The sequence below is a fragment of the Cedecea selenatireducens genome, from assembly GCF_042138895.1.
Taxonomy (GTDB): Bacteria; Pseudomonadota; Gammaproteobacteria; order Enterobacterales; family Enterobacteriaceae; genus Cedecea; species Cedecea selenatireducens.
This window is the reverse complement of the sequence record NZ_JBHIKW010000005.1, coordinates 14,022-29,770: the sequence shown is the minus strand read 5'-3', so window position 1 is coordinate 29,770 and position 15,749 is coordinate 14,022. Positions and strand designations below refer to the sequence as shown.

The window sequence follows — 15,749 nt, the reverse complement described above, 5'->3', positions numbered from 1 at the left end:
GCCTGCTTAACCGAACTCGCGCAGGCGATGCATCAGCTTGATAAACGCCGAGTCATTTTCCGCTTTACGGTCTTTTTCACCGGTGACTACAACGGTCGCGGTAGTCCCGGCAGGATACAAATTCCCCATCTGTTCATCGAGGCGAATCCTGACCGGCACGCGCTGAGCAAGACGAACCCACTCGAGGTTAGAATCAACCGTCGCCATGCCTTTTGCATCGCTGGTACTGCTGGCGTTAGTCACCCCGGCAGAAATGCTGTCAACGCTGCCGCGCAGCACGCGGTTGCTGCCAAGCGGAGTAATCTGCACGCGATAGCCCGGGCGAATCCCCTCAAGCTTGGTCTCTTCCATGTAGGCAAGGATGTAGAATGAATTCTGTTTCACCAGCGCCACGGACGTCGCGCCACGATTAATAAACTCGCCGGTATGCACGTTAAGGTTAGTCACCCAGCCGTCAGCCGGGGCACGAATAACCGTGCGCTGCAGATCGAGTTTGGCCAGGTCACGCGTCGCCTGCGCTTTATCCAGCTGGTGCAACACGGTTTGCAGCAGGTTGTTCGACTGGTCAATCTCTTCGCGCGACATCGCCTGAATACCAAGCGTATTACGCCTGCCGGCTTCACGGCGTTTCTCTGATGCCAGCGCCTGATAATAGGCCACATCGGCTTCGGCCTGTTCGAGCGCTTTTTGATAGCGAGGCTGGTCGATGGTAAACAGCACCTGGTCTTTTTTCACCAATTGGTTGTCATGAACGTCAACGGTAGTGATAAGTCCGGACACGTCCGGCGCGATTGCGACGACGTCAGCGGTGAAACGCGCGTCACGCGTCCACGGGGATTCGGTATAAAACACCCACGCCCGGAAAATAGCGATGAAGGCCAGCAGCACCAGCAGAAGCGTGATAGCGGTACGGGTTATGTTTCTTGTTAGTATTTTCACATCAACCTCAAACGAACAAACGCGAAATCAGATAAAAAAGGCAGCAATAGAGCGCTGTATTGAATAATGCAGGGTGCCAGACAAAATCATAGATGCCGGTTGGGGTCAGCAGCCGACGCGCCAGCCAGAACGCGGCGAGCGACAGAATTAACTCGAAGAATATCGGCGGAAACGAAAGACCGAATATTACGATTACCGGAAATAGACTCATTTTGACCTTGATAAGATAATGCAGGCGATACATAACTCGACGACAAACCGCGACGGAAAGGCCAGAAAAGGCGGGCGAGCGTGCGGTATGAGTTATGTTAATAATAATATATTAACGTAACTGTTACCCTGTTATCTATAATATGTGATCTAAATCACTTTTCACTCAGAGTGAACAATGGAACGACTTAAACGCATGTCGGTGTTTGCCAAAGTGGTTGAACTTGGCTCCTACACCGCCGCCGCAAGGCAGCTACAAATGAGCGTCTCTTCCATCAGCCAGATCGTGTCCAAACTGGAAGATGAGCTGCAGGTGAAACTGCTCAACCGCAGCACCCGAAGCATCGGCCTGACCGAAGCGGGCAAAATCTATTATCAGGGCTGCCGCAAAATGCTGCACGAGGCGCAGGAAGTCCACGAGCAGCTCTACGCCTTTAACAACACGCCAATTGGCACGCTGCGCATCGGTAGCTCTTCAACTATGGCACAGAATGTCCTCGCCGACATGACGACCGAAATGCTGAGAGAGTACCCGGGCCTGACCGTAAATCTGGTGACGGGTATTCCCTTTCCCGACCTGATTGCCGACGGCCTGGACCTGGTGATTCGCGTAGGTGCTCTGCAGGATTCCAGCCTGTTTTCACGCAAACTGGGTTCGATGCCGATGGTGGTCTGCGCCTCGAAAAACTATCTGCAGCTTCACGGTACGCCGGAAAAGCCCGCCGATCTGGCGAACCATTCCTGGCTCGAATACAGCGTACGTCCGCACAATGAGTTTGAGCTTATCGCGCCGGAAGGGATTTCCACCAAGGTTATCCCGCATGGTCGCTTTGTCACCAACGATCCGATGACGTTAAGCCGCTGGCTTAAGGCCGGTGCCGGAGTCGGGTTTGCGCCGCTGATGTGGGTGATCGACGAGATCAACAGCGGAGAGTTGGAGATCCTGTTCCCTCGCTATCAGTCCGATCCACGCCCGGTTTACGCACTGTATACCGAGAAGGACAAACTGCCGCTGAAGGTGGAGGTCTGCATTAACTATCTGACGGATTATTTCGTGCGGGTGACGCAGCTTTTTCAGGGCGTGCGGGCGAGAAATGAAAACAGCCGGGGCTAGCCCGGCTGCCAGATGAACTTAAGCGGTACCGCCCACGGTCAGGTTATCGACCTTCAGGGTTGGCTGGCCGACGCCAACCGGCAGGCTTTGCCCTTCTTTACCGCAGACGCCGACGCCGTTATCCAGCGCCAGATCGTTACCGACCATCGAGATCTGCTGCATGGTTTCAATGCCGGAGCCAATCAGCGTGGCGCCTTTCACCGCCTTCGTGACCTTCCCTTTTTCAATCAGGTAGGCTTCGGAGGTGGAGAACACAAACTTGCCGGAGGTGATATCGACCTGGCCGCCGCCGAAGTTTGGCGCAAAAATACCGTAGTCCACGGACTCGATAATCTCCTGCGGGGTAGATTTACCCGCCAGCATGTAGGTATTGGTCATACGCGGCATAGGCAGATGTGCGTAAGACTCGCGGCGACCGTTGCCTGTCGGCGCTACGCCCATCAGCCGAGCGTTCAGCTTGTCCTGCATGTAACCTTTAAGAATGCCGTTTTCGATCAGCACGTTGTACTGCCCCGGCACGCCTTCGTCATCAATGGAAACGGAACCACGGCGATTAGCCATCGTGCCGTCATCCACCACGGTACACAGTTCTGAAGCCACCAGTTGGCCCATCTGGCCGCTGAAGACCGAGGTGCCACGGCGGTTAAAGTCGCCTTCCAGGCCGTGACCGACCGCTTCGTGCAGCAGGACGCCAGGCCAGCCTGCGCCCAGCACCACCGGCAGCATGCCGGCAGGAGCCGCCACGGCCGACAGGTTAACCATTGCCATGCGTACAGCTTCTTTAGCCCAGGCATCAGCGCGAACTTCACCGTTCACGCTTTCCAGGAAATATTCATAGCCAAAACGACCGCCGCCGCCGCTTGCGCCGCGCTCGCGCTTGCCGTCTTCTTCAACCTGAACGCTAACAGACAGGCGCACGAGCGGGCGAACATCCGCCGCCAGCGTTCCGTCCGTAGCCGCCACCAGAATCAGCTCATAAACGCCCGTCAGGCTGGCGCTCACTTCCTGCACGCGAGCGTCTGCCGCGCGTGCGACGCTGTCCACGCGTCTCAGGATGTCGAGCTTCTCTTCACGCGTCATGCTGAGCAGCGGATCGGCGCTGGTATAAAGCGCGCTGTGCGGCACGTTACCCAGCGTGCGGGCACGCCCATCGCCCTGCTCGCGTACGATGCTGCGAGCCGCATGAGCGCTCTGCTCCAGCGCCAGCAAAGTAATTTGATCCGCGTAGGCAAACCCGGTTTTCTCGCCGCTAACCGCACGAACGCCAACGCCCTGATCGATATTCCATGAACCGTCTTTAATGATGCGGTCTTCCAGCACCCAGGATTCATGATAGCTGGACTGGAAATAGAGATCGCCGTAGTCGAGGCGGCGCTCGGACAGCTGGCCGAGGATGGAAAACAGATCTTGATGGGTTAGGCCATTCGCAGACAGCAACTGCTCACTTACCAGGTTAAGACTCATCGTTTCGCTACTCTTATTGCTTATCGCCCATTGGGCGAGGAATGGTTTATTAATGGAGCTTGCGGCAATTAACCGCTAACGTCAAATCAGTGAGCTTCACTGGTACGTGGCTGGCGCAGCACTTCATTAATTTGCGGTTTGTCGACCGGGCCGGTGATGCTGTAGCGCAGGACGGAAATTTTGCTCCACAGCGGGCCAAGCACTTTACTGGCCGCAAACACGGCGGCACCGACTATAGGGTTAACGGCAAAGGCGGCGGCAACCCCGACGGTGGCGGAGATTTCAGGCGCAACTACCGCCTCCATATTCAGCTCGCGGCGGACTAAATCCACCGAGCCTTTCATGGCGATATCCGCCTCTAACCCATCCACCAGCGTATCGTCAGTATGCAATACGCCGTCTTTTATCCAGGCCGTGCTGCGAATCGAGTCGTAATAGAAGCCGCTGCCAAAGGTGTCGCTAAAGTCGAAGCGCAGCTTGCGAAGCAGGGCGTCAAAACTGACCAGGCGCAGGAGCTGGCCCGCATGGCCGGTGCTGACGTCGGTGATCTCTCCTTTACCCAGCCTGGTATGCAGAATGCCGTTAAGCGAAGCCTCATCAGGTTTCCACGGCACCGCTCGCCAGTGCAGGTCGTAATCAACGTCGAAAGAAGAGCCCTGCAGCGGCGTTTTCACGCCAAAGAAGTTGGCCGCAGCGTCCAGCTTGTCACCCTTAAGCTTGCCCTTAAGCGAGGTGCGCTCGGTGCCCGGCTTATTCACCCACTCGCCGTCGGCGGTCAGGCGGGCAAACCCGGTATCCACCAGCCCGTTAGCCAGCTGCAGCGTATCGCCGTTGATCTTCACATCCCCTTCGATGCGGCCATATTTTTGCCCCCACAGCCAGCACTCAGCGCAGCGCAGCTGCATGTCTGGCCAGCCCCGGAAGCTAATTGCATCGCCGTTTTCCGGCACCTGAAGCGGGGCCGTGCCGTTAGCACCACCAGGGATTACGCTCCAGTTCGGGTTGAAGTAAAGGTATTTGATGGTGGCGAGCCACGGCGCGTTGTTTTTCATGCTCAGTGAGGCATTAATTTCACGCCCCTGAGCCTCCACCTGAGTGCCGTTCAGCACCGGACGAGAAACCAGGCTCAGGTTATGCCACTGCTGGCCCCCCAGGGTTAAGGCTGGCGTGCGCAGAGTAACGGCCGACGGGAATGCCGCCGAACCGCCTACGCTGTCTGCAGCCCCTTCGCTGAAGAGCGCCAGCCACTGGGCGCCATCCATCGCGGGCAGATCCAGCTCAACGCCCGGCTGCTCCGGAAGCGGAGGCACGGTTTTACTGTCGGTAGCCCAAATGGCCCGGTCCAGGGTCAGTTTTTTATTCAGCAGCCAGCGGCTGGAGAAGTGATTTAGCGCGCCCGCATTACCGGTGAGATTAAAGCTCTTCAGGTCACCCTTAACGGCAATACTCAGCGGCAGAGCTGTCCCGGCTTTTTTATCGACAGGAGCAGGTAAGTGACTGCTCACATTCTTCAGATCACCCGCCAGATTGACCTTGTAGCTGGCGCTGCCGTGATAAGGCAGCGTAATTCCCACATCGCCTTTCCACATCACGTTGCCGCTAACCGCGTCGTTGACCTGCTTCGGCAGAACGCCGGTTTTATTGGGCTGCCAGTCGCCGCTCAGGTTAACGCCAATCTGGTAGTCTTTATCACCGGTTTTGGTGTTGAAGTTCAGGCTTACCGGCTGATTAAACCAGCTGGCGCTCATCGCCTCACTCTGCAGGTCACCGTTGGTAAAGCTGAATTTACCGCTCAGATTATGCAGCGTACTGTCCAGCGGTTTGATAAGCAGCGTGTTGTTGTTCAGTCGAACGTCGCCTTTCGCCGTCGTCATTTCGCCGGTCAGCGGGATATCGAGATGTAAGCGAGCATTCACATCGCCGCCAATCTGGAGTTCATCGAGCGCGGCGGCAAGTGAATCCTCCAACGGCGTCTCTTTGAAATAAGGGCCTACCGCGCTGCCAGGCCCGTTGATGTCGGCATCAATCAGCAGCTTTTCTTTGGCGTAATCAGGAATGTTCGCCGTCAGGTTAGTGGCCGTTACGCCACCCAGCTTGACCTCGTTGCTGTTCATCCACAGCCCGTTATTGATGAAGTCGAGCGTGATATCGAGATTTTCCAGCGCCGGCCAGTCCGGCTGGAAGGCAAATTTGGCGTTGCGGAGCGGAACGTAAACCTCAAACTGGCCTTCGTTATGCTCGTAGGGGAACAGATGTGGGTTGCCGCCGTAGACCAGCGTGGCGTTGTCCGCCTGGCCGCCCTGAATCGCCGAGCTGAGGTAATCCGTCAGCTCTTTACCCATCAGGTTTTCCGGGAAATAACGCCAGGCGTCCGCGCCGTTATCGGTGCTGATCCCGGCTAAAATTCCCAGCCACGGATCGCCGCTGGCTGGCTGGAAGTAGCGGAAATCGCCGCGAGCCCAAACGGAGCGAGCCCTAACGTCAATGTTCTTGCCGTCTAACTGAAAGCCCTCGGCGTTTTTCTGCCAGGCGAGTGTGGCTGCCCCTTTTTCAATTTCAAGCGGCGCACGGAAGACGGTTTCGTACGGCATTTTAGCGTCGGTCATTACGCCGTTAAGCTGCCCGTTTGCGACGCTGCCGGTCACCGAGCCAGAGAAATGTTCCGCCCCAGGCAACAGCTTCCATTGCTTCCAGCTCACGTCATTCCATCGCGCCTGCATGCGGGTCTGCTCGGTTTGCTGGAGCGGAATATCCAGCGCCAGCACGTCGATGTGGCCCTGGGGCTGAAGCGAAGTCCAGATGTCACCAAACTGAGGCGAGATTTTAGCGGCGATCGGCAACAGGCCGTTGAAGCGAGCCAGTTCCATATTGCTGGCACGCACCCGGAGTTCGTCGCTGCGCTGGCTTTGTTTACCCCCCACGTCCTGCGGCGCTATCCAGGCCACGGAGAGCGAGCCTTTTGGCCAGGTCTGGTCATCCAGAGTAATGTTGGTGGAAGGAATAGAAAGCTGCCAGCTGGATTTCTCGCGGCTGACCTGCGCGGTAAGATTATCGACCGAAAGCGTATGCGTCACGCTGTCGGTTCCCGGCCAGCTTGCCCCGCCTTTTTTCAGCCAGACGCTGCCGCCGCTGATATCGCCTTCCTTCACGTCCATCCAGGCTTCGAGGCTAAAACGGGCGCTTTTCAGGTCAACATTGTCTTCCATCCAGCGGCCCAGCCAGGGCTTCACGTCCACGTCGTCAGCCTGCAGCCAGACCTTGCCGTTGTTCAGAATGCCGTTTTCATCCCGCAGATCCATGCGGACGTTGGCTACGCCGTGCTGGCCGTTGAAGCTGGATAAGCTCACCTGACCTTCCGCCCGATGCCGGTTTTTACCGTTGAGCCAGGTTAGCTGAGGAATCGAGAGTTCGGCACGCTGGCCGGAGAGCGTCAAAAAGCTAAGGGAGCTGTCGCGGAGATCGAAGTGATCGAACTGACGCAGGAAGAGATCGCTGATTTTATCCGCTTCCAGCGTACTATCACCGCCGTTCTGGCTGAGCGGCGTATTGGTGCGCATTTGCAGCTGGTAGAAGGTCAGATCGCGAAACTGCCAGCGGAAGTTAAGCAGGCTCTGCCAGACATCCAGCGCCAGAGTCACGCGTTTGATGCTCAACGTACCGCCGTCTTTGAGCCCGGCTTTAACATCACGCACGTCAAGCGTAGGGCCGAAATTCTCCCAGCTTGCCCGTAAATTGCTGACCTCAACCGGCACGCCGGTAGCCGCCTCAATCTTGTCCAGCAGCGCAGGCCGCCAGGCATCCAGGTGCGGCAAAACGAGCCGCAGGCCACTCACCAGCAGCGCGACGATAACAACCAGCGTTACGCCTGTGAGCAGCAGAATGCCGGGCAGTCGCCTCACCTTTCTCTCCTTGTCAGCCTTACGGGCAAAATGCGCATCCGCACATTTACATCATAACGACGTCGAACTGCTCCTGATTGTAGAGCGGCTCAATCTGGACTTTGACCTGTTTACCTACAAAGATTTCTACTTCGGCCAGCGCGTGAGACTCTTCGCTTTTCAACGCTTCACCTACCGCAGGAGAAGCATAGACCAGGAAACGGTCAGAATCGTAGGCATGATGCACGCGAACGATTTCACGCATAATTTCATAGCAGACCGTTTCGACCGTCTTTACCGTGCCGCGGCCGTGGCAGGTCGGACATTCGTTGCAGAGCACATGCTCTACGCTTTCGCGCGTGCGCTTACGGGTCATCTCGACCAGGCCAAGCTGGGAGAAGCCGTTAATGCTGGTTTTCACGCGATCTTTACTCAACGCCTGCTCGAGAGAATGCAGCACGCGACGGCGGTGATCTTCATTACTCATGTCGATAAAATCGATGATGATAATGCCGCCCAGATTACGTAACCGAAGCTGGCGCGCGATGGCCTGAGTGGCTTCGATATTGGTATTGAAAATCGTGTCGTCGAGATTGCGGTGGCCAACGAACGCGCCGGTATTGATGTCTACCGTGGTCATCGCTTCGGTCTGATCGATGACCAGATAACCGCCGGACTTCAGCTCCACCTTGCGCTCAAGGGCACGCTGGATTTCGTTCTCAACGTCATAGAGGTCGAAAATGGGCTGCCGGCCGCTGTAATGCTCGATTTTACCGGTCATCTCCGGCATGTACTCGGCGGTAAATTCCAGCAGCATTTCATAAGTCAGGCGGGAATCAACGCGGATACGATCCAATGCCGCATCGGCAAAGTCACGCAGTACTCGCTGCGCCAGGGCCAGCTCGCCGTACATTTGATAGCGGGTTTGATTACGCTTTTTGCGCTCGCTGACCTTGGTCCAGACTCGCTTCAGGTAAGCCGCATCAGAGGCTAAATCTTCTTCGCAGACGCCTTCCGCGGCCGTACGAATAATAAAGCCCCCATGCTCATCGCAATATTCATTCACGATGCGCTTCAGGCGGTCACGTTCGGCTTCGCTTTCAATGCGCTGGGAAACGCCAACGTGCGATGCGCCCGGCATAAAGACAAGATAGCGGGAAGGAAGCGTAATGTCGGTGGTCAGGCGTGCGCCTTTGGTGCCCAGCGGATCTTTCACCACCTGCACCATTAAATCTTGCCCCTGGCGAACCAGTTCGGCGATATCGCGCACGCTAAAGTTCTTTTGCTCCTCACCGGCTACGCACTCGGTGTGCGGCATAATGTCAGAAGCATGAAGGAAAGCCGCCTTGTCCAGGCCAATATCTACAAATGCCGCCTGCATTCCAGGCAGCACCCGGCTAACGCGACCTTTGTAGATATTCCCTACTATTCCGCGGCGCGCTTCGCGCTCGATATGAATCTCTTGCAGTATGCCACCGTCAATATAGGCTACCCGCGTCTCTGATGGGGTAACGTTGACTAATAATTCAGCCGTCATCTTTTCCTCGTCCGTCACGCAGCGCGTGAAAATTGCTCAGCAACTCACCAGTTTCCACCAGCGGTAATCCCACCACTGCATGATAACTGCCATTAATCCTTTTAACGAAACAGCCACCAAGCCCTTGAATGCCATAGGCACCGGCTTTGTCCATAGGCTCACCGCTGGCAATATAGCCGGCAATATCCTGTTCGGATAAGCTGCGAAACGTCACTTCGGTTATCACTAACGCTTCCAGCACCTGATTCGCGTCGGCGATAGCCACCGCCGTCATCACCTGATGCTGGTTTCCTGAAAGCAGGCGCAGCATCTGAGCGGCATGCTCAGTATCCCGCGGTTTTTCGAGCACTTCGCCGTTAAAGATAACTACCGTATCTGCACCCAGTACCGGCAAATCCTTGACGGCCAACGCCACGCCAGCCTGCGCTTTTTCACGCGCCAGGCGACGGACGTACTGCTCCGCGCTTTCGTGCGGCTGCCGCTGTTCTTCAATGCCTGGAACCAGGCGTTCGAAAGAGACACCCATCAGGGTCAGAAGCTCCTGACGGCGAGGCGAACCGGATGCCAGATACAACGTAGTCATGTTTACCTTTTATTGCACAGCGAATTGCTGGCGAACTTTGCGCATTAACAGGAAAATCCAGGGCCACAGGATACCGTTAACTACACTACTCCAGAACACTTCCGGTCTGAAAGAGACGTTGATCACTAAAAATTCTGACCAGAAAACAATGATGTCGGTGACTAACGAGAGCAGCATGACGACCAGCGCCTGCTGCCAAAGGGCGAGGTTACGGAAAAGCTGGTATTTCAGCGCCACCAGGTAAGCCACAATACTTAATGATAGAGCGCGTACGCCAAGCGTGGAGCCGCTGATCAAATCCAGTATGGCACCCACAACAAAACCCGTCCCAACATTAACGCGGTGCGGCAGGGCTAAAATCCAGTAAAGCAGAATCAACAATACCCAATCCGGCCGGTAAAACTTTAGGTCATCCGGCCAGGGCATTACCTGCAACAGGAGGGCAATCAAAAATGAAAGCCAGACAACCCAACGGCCCTGGCTACGATAACTTCCCACTACTGTGCTCCCGTAGCAGGCTGGGTAATGCCGGTGGCAGGTGCAGGGACCGGCGCTGGCGGGCCCATTGAACCCGGCGGCGGCAGAACCTGAGGCATCATCTGCATCAGGCGCTCATTGGCCACGCGGTGGACTTCCTCAGGCGGCATTGGCGACGACCCGTTTTTGTCCGCACCCCACAGCAGCAGCAGGTAACGCAAACGCTGCAGACCGGCGGTTGGACGAGCCTGGATCACGGTATAGGCACGCTGAGTATCCAGCTTAACCGATGATACAACCCCAACCGGGTAACCTTCAGGGAAGCGGCCACCGAGCCCGGAAGTCACCAGCACGTCCCCGACGCGAATGTCGGTATTGGCCGGCAGATGCTCGAGCTGGAGATCGTCAGTACAGCCGTTACCCGCGGCAATCACGCGAATATCGTTACGCAGCACCTGAATTGGCAGCGCGTGGGTTGCATCACAAATCAGCAGCACCCGGCTGGTCAGTTTTGCGACCGCGACAACCTGGCCGACAACGCCTTTATCGCTGATGACCGGCTGGCCTTCGTAAACACCGTTGACGCTGCCTTTATCGATAACGACCTGATCGCTGTAAGGGTCGTTAACGGTAGAGATAACCTGGGTGACCATTTTCTGCTCATCCTGACGCAGTGGAGAACCCAGCAGCTCGCGCAGGCGCGCGTTTTCCTGCCGGTATTGACCCAGCATCAGCAGTTCACTGTTTTTCAGGATTAGCTCCTGACGCAGAACCCGATTTTCAAGTTCAAGCTGGTCGCGCGAGGCCAGCGTCTGAGACACGCTGTCGAGTAATTCACGGGGACCATTAGAGACAAAATAGAAAGGACTGACGGCAGTATCCATGTATGTTCGAATCTGGCTGAACATACCGAGGCGGCTGTCGGCGATAATGACACCAAGCGCCACCAGCACCGCCAGGATAAGGCGAATCTGTAGCGACGGGCCACGGCTAAAAATTGGCTTCATAGGCTATGCGTATTCCCAAACCAGCAAGCAGGGGCAGCCGAAAGCTCCCCCTGTCCTGTGGCTGTTACTCTTCGCTAAACAAGTCGCCGCCGTGCATGTCGATCATTTCCAGTGCCTTGCCGCCGCCGCGGGCAACACAGGTCAGTGGATCTTCTGCAACTACTACCGGGATACCCGTCTCTTCCATCAGCAGGCGATCGAGGTTACGCAGCAATGCGCCACCGCCGGTCAGTACCATACCGCGCTCGGAGATATCGGAAGCCAGCTCTGGCGGACACTGTTCCAGCGCAACCATAACCGCGCTAACAATACCGGTCAGTGGCTCCTGCAGTGCTTCGAGGATTTCGTTAGAGTTCAGGGTAAAGCCGCGTGGAACACCTTCAGCCAGGTTACGACCGCGAACTTCGATTTCACGCACTTCGTCGCCTGGGTAGGCAGAACCGATTTCGTGCTTGATGCGTTCAGCGGTAGCTTCACCAATCAGAGAACCGTAGTTACGGCGCACATAATTAATAATGGCTTCATCAAAGCGGTCGCCGCCGATGCGCACGGAAGAGGAGTAAACCACGCCGTTCAGGGAGATAACGGCCACTTCGGTGGTACCACCACCGATATCCACAACCATCGAGCCGGTTGCTTCAGAAACCGGCAGGCCTGCGCCAATTGCCGCAGCCATTGGTTCTTCAATCAGGAATACTTCACGTGCACCGGCGCCCTGAGCGGACTCACGGATAGCACGACGTTCAACCTGGGTAGCCCCTACCGGCACGCACACCAGCACGCGCGGGCTTGGGCGCATGAAGCTGTTGCTGTGAACCTGTTTGATAAAGTGCTGCAGCATTTTCTCGGTCACGAAGAAGTCAGCGATAACGCCGTCTTTCATCGGACGAATAGCCGCGATATTGCCCGGCGTACGGCCCAGCATCTGTTTAGCATCATGGCCCACGGCCGCAACGCTTTTCGGCGAGCCGGCACGGTCCTGGCGAATGGCCACGACGGAGGGCTCATTCAGTACGATGCCTTGTCCTTTCACATAAATCAGGGTATTCGCAGTACCCAGGTCAATGGACAGGTCATTGGAAAACATGCCACGAAATTTTTTCAACATACTAAGGGATAATCCTGAAAGCTGGGGCGGATACAAAATCCGCTTACTTTACCAACCACACGCTACAGCGACAAGGCGCAAAAATGTTCTGCAACGGTGAAAAATAGTGCAGTTCACTACGGCTGTTACACTTTTGAAACGTCTTCCTACGTGGCGTTCAGAAATGCAGCAAACGCGGTAGAATAAACGAACAGCTAACAGCAGCAAACCGGTTCATAACGGCTGCGACAATCTGGCCGGCAGGCTGACTAGCCCCCTTGAGATGCAGCGCGCGTTATTCTACGTGAAATAATGGCAAACGGCAGGTTAAACCGAGTATCTTTGTGAATATTTTTTCACATTACTGTCAAGCGGCTGAGATGCGGCGATAAAATCACCTTGTGCCCCTGCCACCCCGTTATCAATCAGCGTCTGCCATTCGCCTCGGGTCCTCACTCCCGTAGCAAAAACACGGGTTCGCGTGCCGTTACAGGCCTCAACCAGGCTCTTAACAAAGAGCTGGTTTTCGGTACGCTTGCCGATGTTTCTGACCAGACCAGGATGCAGCTTGATCAACTCCACATCCAGCTCTTTAATATAGGTTGTGCTGACCACCGTTAACCCCGCCTGGATAACCACCACCCTTGCCCCTAATGCGGTGATTAAGCGAACAACATGTTGTAAACGGCTGATGTGTTGACATACATCTGCCTCAGCAAGTTCAAAAAGAATCCGTGAGCGCTTCGATTTTTCGCACTGCATCAGAGAATCACGCAGCCAGCGCTGGAATGGCGCACGGATCAGCGAGTCGACGGTGATTTGAATCGCAAGGGTTTCTTCCGGCCAGAAGTTCAGCAGCGGCAAAAGCCGGGACACCACCTGCCGATCATATTGCTCTGACAAACCGAACTGCCTGACCATCGGCATATACTCTGCCGACAAGACTTCCTGCTCGCCGTCAAAAATACGGCACATGATTTCACGGTGAAGAACGGCACCGTCGCGATCGACCGCAGGTTTCTGGTAAAAACGTGGGCCGCCTTGCTTCAGGATTTGCTCAAGCAAGGTGCGCCACTTCACGTTGCCTCGCCCCTGCTCCGGCAGCTTGTCGTCGTAGACCGACCAGCTGTTTGCCCCCTGGAAAGCGGCATTGCGGGTGGCGATTTCCGCATGTTCCATCACCTGTTCTTTTGTCTGCCCACTGCGCCAGGCGCAAATGCCGATGTGCAGCATATCGCTCCGGTCGACCATTCGGGTGGGCGGCAGCGCATCGACGGAATTCAGCAGCTGGCTGGCGATACCGTCGGCCTCTTTTAGGGTACGGTGCGGCAGCAGAACCGCAAAATCACTGCGGAAATAGCGAGCCAGCAGAGCGCCGGGATAGCGCATCACAAAGGTTGAGAGCAGATTAACCAAAGTGAATAAATATTCTTCTACCGGGCCGTTGCCCCAGGTCTCTTTTAACAGCTCGAAATCCGGCAGGCGAATAATCATCACCACGCCGTGGGCGCCGACCTGCTCCTGGCCTTCCAGCAGCGTTGCCAGCTGGTTATCAAAGAACAGGCGATTATTCAGCCCGGTTTTAATGTCCTGAGCGGCAAAGGCCCTGATCAGGGTATCCACACGGCTGCGCTGCTCGCCGGCGCTTTGCAAATCTGAAAGTAAGGTATCCAGCGCGCTGCTCACCAGCGGCGGCCACTCATGCACGGTGCCGCGAACCTCCGCCCCACGTTCCCCGCTAATGATTTTCCCGGCCCTTATTTCTAAAAGCTCCTGCCCTGAAAGCTGACGCTTGAGCCAGCGCCCTGCAATGAACAGAACCCCCAGCATAAAAGCGACCGCCGCAGTCAATGGCGTAGTGGTAAACATCGCGTGGTAGTAGACGGAAATCGGGTCACGATAGGTCAAATTCAGGGTCATCCCTGGGTGCTTCATCAGGGCAACATTGAGGGTGCGGTAGGTGTATTGCGTGCCCGTCGGGCGATAGCCCTCGGGTAAAGCGTGCAGGAAAAGGTAGCTTTTATCCGCCAGCAGGCGAATTTCCGTAATATCAACCGGCATCATCAGTTCGCTGAAGCGATCCGCGAGCTGCTGGGGTGAATGTGAAACCAGCTGATTATCAATAATGGTGGCAACGGTCAGGATACGCTGCTGAGTTTTATCATGGACCGAGTTATAGAAGCTTAACAGGCACCCCACCAGCGTTACGATAATCGCAAGCCCGGTGAGAAGGGTGATAAAAGCTGAGAGTTTCGTCGTTAATCGCATCCTTGTGTTAACTCCGGTTAGTGAAAATTAACCACACTCATCATGGGCCCCAAAGGAGGAAGCATTAAATAGCAAAGGTCGACCCCAGGCAAACGAAACCCCTCGGGAATTTCTGAGCATTTATTGCGGTAAGTCGGCTCTTCACATCAGTATCGGAGTATAGTCTGCTAAGATTTTTTTCCCATTGCTACCGACCGAGGAGCGCCCATGCAGGCATTAATCCTGGAACAGTCCGAAGGCCAAACCGTGGCCGCGGTAAAAACTATTGAGCTCGCCACGCTGCCTGAAGGCAACGTTACGGTGGAAATTGATTACTCCAGCCTGAACTATAAAGACGCGCTGGCCATCACCGGCAAAGGCAAAATTATCCGTAATTTCCCGATGGTGCCGGGTATCGACTTTGCAGGCAAAGTCCACGCCAGCGAAGACGCTCGCTTCCAGCCTGGTCAGGCGGTATTACTTACCGGCTGGGGCGTAGGGGAAAACCATTGGGGTGGTCTCGCACAGGCCGCCCGTGTCAACGGTGACTGGCTGGTTGCTACACCGGAAGGTTTAGACGCGCGTAAAGCGATGATCATCGGTACCGCCGGTTTTACCGCCATGCTTTGCGTTATGGCGCTGGAAGACGCGGGCGTGACGCCAGAAAGCGGTGAAATAGTCGTGACCGGCGCAAGCGGCGGAGTGGGCAGCACCGCGGTCGCCCTGCTGCACAAGCTGGGATATAAAGTGGCCGCCGTGTCCGGCCGCGAGAGCACACACGATTACCTCAAGAGCCTTGGCGCTGACCGCATTCTGGGCCGCGACGAGTTTGCCGAAACACGCCCACTGGAAAAACAGCTGTGGGCCGGTGCCGTGGATACCGTGGGCGATAAAGTGCTGGCGAAAGTCCTGGCGCAGATGAACTACGGCGGTTGCGTGGCAGCTTGTGGTTTAGCCGGTGGCTTCGCGCTGCCAACCACCGTGATGCCGTTTATCCTGCGTAACGTTCGCCTGCAGGGCGTGGATTCGGTGATGACGCCGCCGGAACGCCGTGCCGCCGCCTGGGCACGCCTGGTACGCGACCTGCCGGAGTCTTTCTATCAGCAGGCGACCACCGAAATTAGCCTTGCAGACGCACCAAAGTACGCCAGCGACATCATTAACAACGCCATTCAGGGAAGAACCCTGGTAAAAGTACGCTGATAC

General features: G+C 56.0%; 12 protein-coding genes. 2 read left to right on the top strand and 10 right to left on the bottom strand.

Annotated features, from left to right (window positions below):
• Positions 1 to 6 precede the first annotated feature (6 nt).
• Positions 7 to 939, bottom strand: coding sequence for a p-hydroxybenzoic acid efflux pump subunit AaeA (gene aaeA, locus ACE38U_RS09770; RefSeq protein ID WP_038478352.1), 933 nt, complete (start codon positions 937 to 939; stop codon positions 7 to 9).
• Between the two features lie 7 nt (positions 940 to 946).
• Entirely contained in the window at positions 947 to 1,150 is a 204-nt protein-coding gene (aaeX, locus tag ACE38U_RS09765; protein ID WP_008454892.1) for a p-hydroxybenzoic acid efflux pump operon protein AaeX, read from the bottom strand.
• Positions 1,151 to 1,327: 177 nt separating this feature from the next.
• Between aaeX and aaeR the strand changes: the two genes are divergently transcribed.
• Positions 1,328 to 2,263, top strand: coding sequence for an HTH-type transcriptional activator AaeR (gene aaeR / locus ACE38U_RS09760; protein WP_038478349.1), 936 nt, complete (start codon positions 1,328 to 1,330; stop codon positions 2,261 to 2,263).
• A gap of 18 nt (positions 2,264 to 2,281) precedes the next feature.
• Here aaeR and tldD read toward each other — a convergent pair whose 3' ends face one another.
• The 8 genes from tldD to csrD form a co-directional block, all read right to left on the bottom strand.
• A complete protein-coding gene (gene tldD / locus ACE38U_RS09755) occupies positions 2,282 to 3,727 on the bottom strand; it encodes a metalloprotease TldD (protein ID WP_038478346.1) in 1,446 nt (481 codons plus the stop codon).
• 86 nt (positions 3,728 to 3,813) lie between these two features.
• Positions 3,814 to 7,626: an AsmA2 domain-containing protein YhdP gene (gene yhdP / locus ACE38U_RS09750; protein WP_375529659.1), complete on the bottom strand. Its 3,813-nt coding sequence runs from the start codon at positions 7,624 to 7,626 to the stop codon at positions 3,814 to 3,816.
• A 46-nt stretch (positions 7,627 to 7,672) separates the two neighbouring features.
• Complete coding sequence (gene rng, locus ACE38U_RS09745; protein ID WP_038478340.1) at positions 7,673 to 9,142, bottom strand: ribonuclease G; 1,470 nt, start codon at positions 9,140 to 9,142, stop codon at positions 7,673 to 7,675.
• Positions 9,132 to 9,725: a Maf family protein gene (locus ACE38U_RS09740; protein ID WP_375529658.1), complete on the bottom strand. Its 594-nt coding sequence runs from the start codon at positions 9,723 to 9,725 to the stop codon at positions 9,132 to 9,134. The genes rng and ACE38U_RS09740 overlap by 11 nt, the downstream gene beginning before the upstream one ends.
• A 9-nt stretch (positions 9,726 to 9,734) precedes the next feature.
• Entirely contained in the window at positions 9,735 to 10,223 is a 489-nt protein-coding gene (gene mreD, locus ACE38U_RS09735) for a rod shape-determining protein MreD (protein WP_016538424.1), read from the bottom strand.
• Entirely contained in the window at positions 10,223 to 11,209 is a 987-nt protein-coding gene (gene mreC / locus ACE38U_RS09730) for a rod shape-determining protein MreC (protein ID WP_008454901.1), read from the bottom strand. Before mreC ends, mreD begins: the two co-directional genes overlap by 1 nt.
• Before the next feature lie 64 nt (positions 11,210 to 11,273).
• The gene (gene mreB / locus ACE38U_RS09725; RefSeq protein ID WP_000913396.1) at positions 11,274 to 12,317 is read right to left on the bottom strand and encodes a rod shape-determining protein MreB; all 1,044 of its coding nucleotides are present in this window, start codon (positions 12,315 to 12,317) and stop codon (positions 11,274 to 11,276) included.
• A 306-nt stretch (positions 12,318 to 12,623) separates the two neighbouring features.
• Positions 12,624 to 14,564, bottom strand: coding sequence for an RNase E specificity factor CsrD (csrD, locus tag ACE38U_RS09720; protein ID WP_176981493.1), 1,941 nt, complete (start codon positions 14,562 to 14,564; stop codon positions 12,624 to 12,626).
• A 207-nt stretch (positions 14,565 to 14,771) separates the two neighbouring features.
• On the opposite strand from csrD, the gene acuI reads away from it, so the two are divergent.
• A complete protein-coding gene (acuI, locus tag ACE38U_RS09715) occupies positions 14,772 to 15,746 on the top strand; it encodes an acrylyl-CoA reductase (NADPH) (RefSeq protein WP_375529657.1) in 975 nt (324 codons plus the stop codon).
• The last annotated feature ends 3 nt before the right edge of the window (positions 15,747 to 15,749 follow it).

Bases quoted from the DNA above. Each gene is read 5' to 3' on its own strand.
- aaeX (WP_008454892.1), bottom strand. From the start codon at position 1,150: ATGAGTCTATTTCCGGTAATCGTAATATTCGGTCTTTCGTTTCCGCCG.
- aaeR (WP_038478349.1), top strand. From the start codon at position 1,328: ATGGAACGACTTAAACGCATGTCGGTGTTTGCCAAAGTGGTTGAACTT.
- tldD (WP_038478346.1), bottom strand. From the start codon at position 3,727: ATGAGTCTTAACCTGGTAAGTGAGCAGTTGCTGTCTGCGAATGGCCTA.
- rng (WP_038478340.1), bottom strand. From the start codon at position 9,142: ATGACGGCTGAATTATTAGTCAACGTTACCCCATCAGAGACGCGGGTA.
- ACE38U_RS09740 (WP_375529658.1), bottom strand. From the start codon at position 9,725: ATGACTACGTTGTATCTGGCATCCGGTTCGCCTCGCCGTCAGGAGCTT.
- mreC (WP_008454901.1), bottom strand. From the start codon at position 11,209: ATGAAGCCAATTTTTAGCCGTGGCCCGTCGCTACAGATTCGCCTTATC.
- mreB (WP_000913396.1), bottom strand. From the start codon at position 12,317: ATGTTGAAAAAATTTCGTGGCATGTTTTCCAATGACCTGTCCATTGAC.
- csrD (WP_176981493.1), bottom strand. From the start codon at position 14,564: ATGCGATTAACGACGAAACTCTCAGCTTTTATCACCCTTCTCACCGGG.
- acuI (WP_375529657.1), top strand. From the start codon at position 14,772: ATGCAGGCATTAATCCTGGAACAGTCCGAAGGCCAAACCGTGGCCGCG.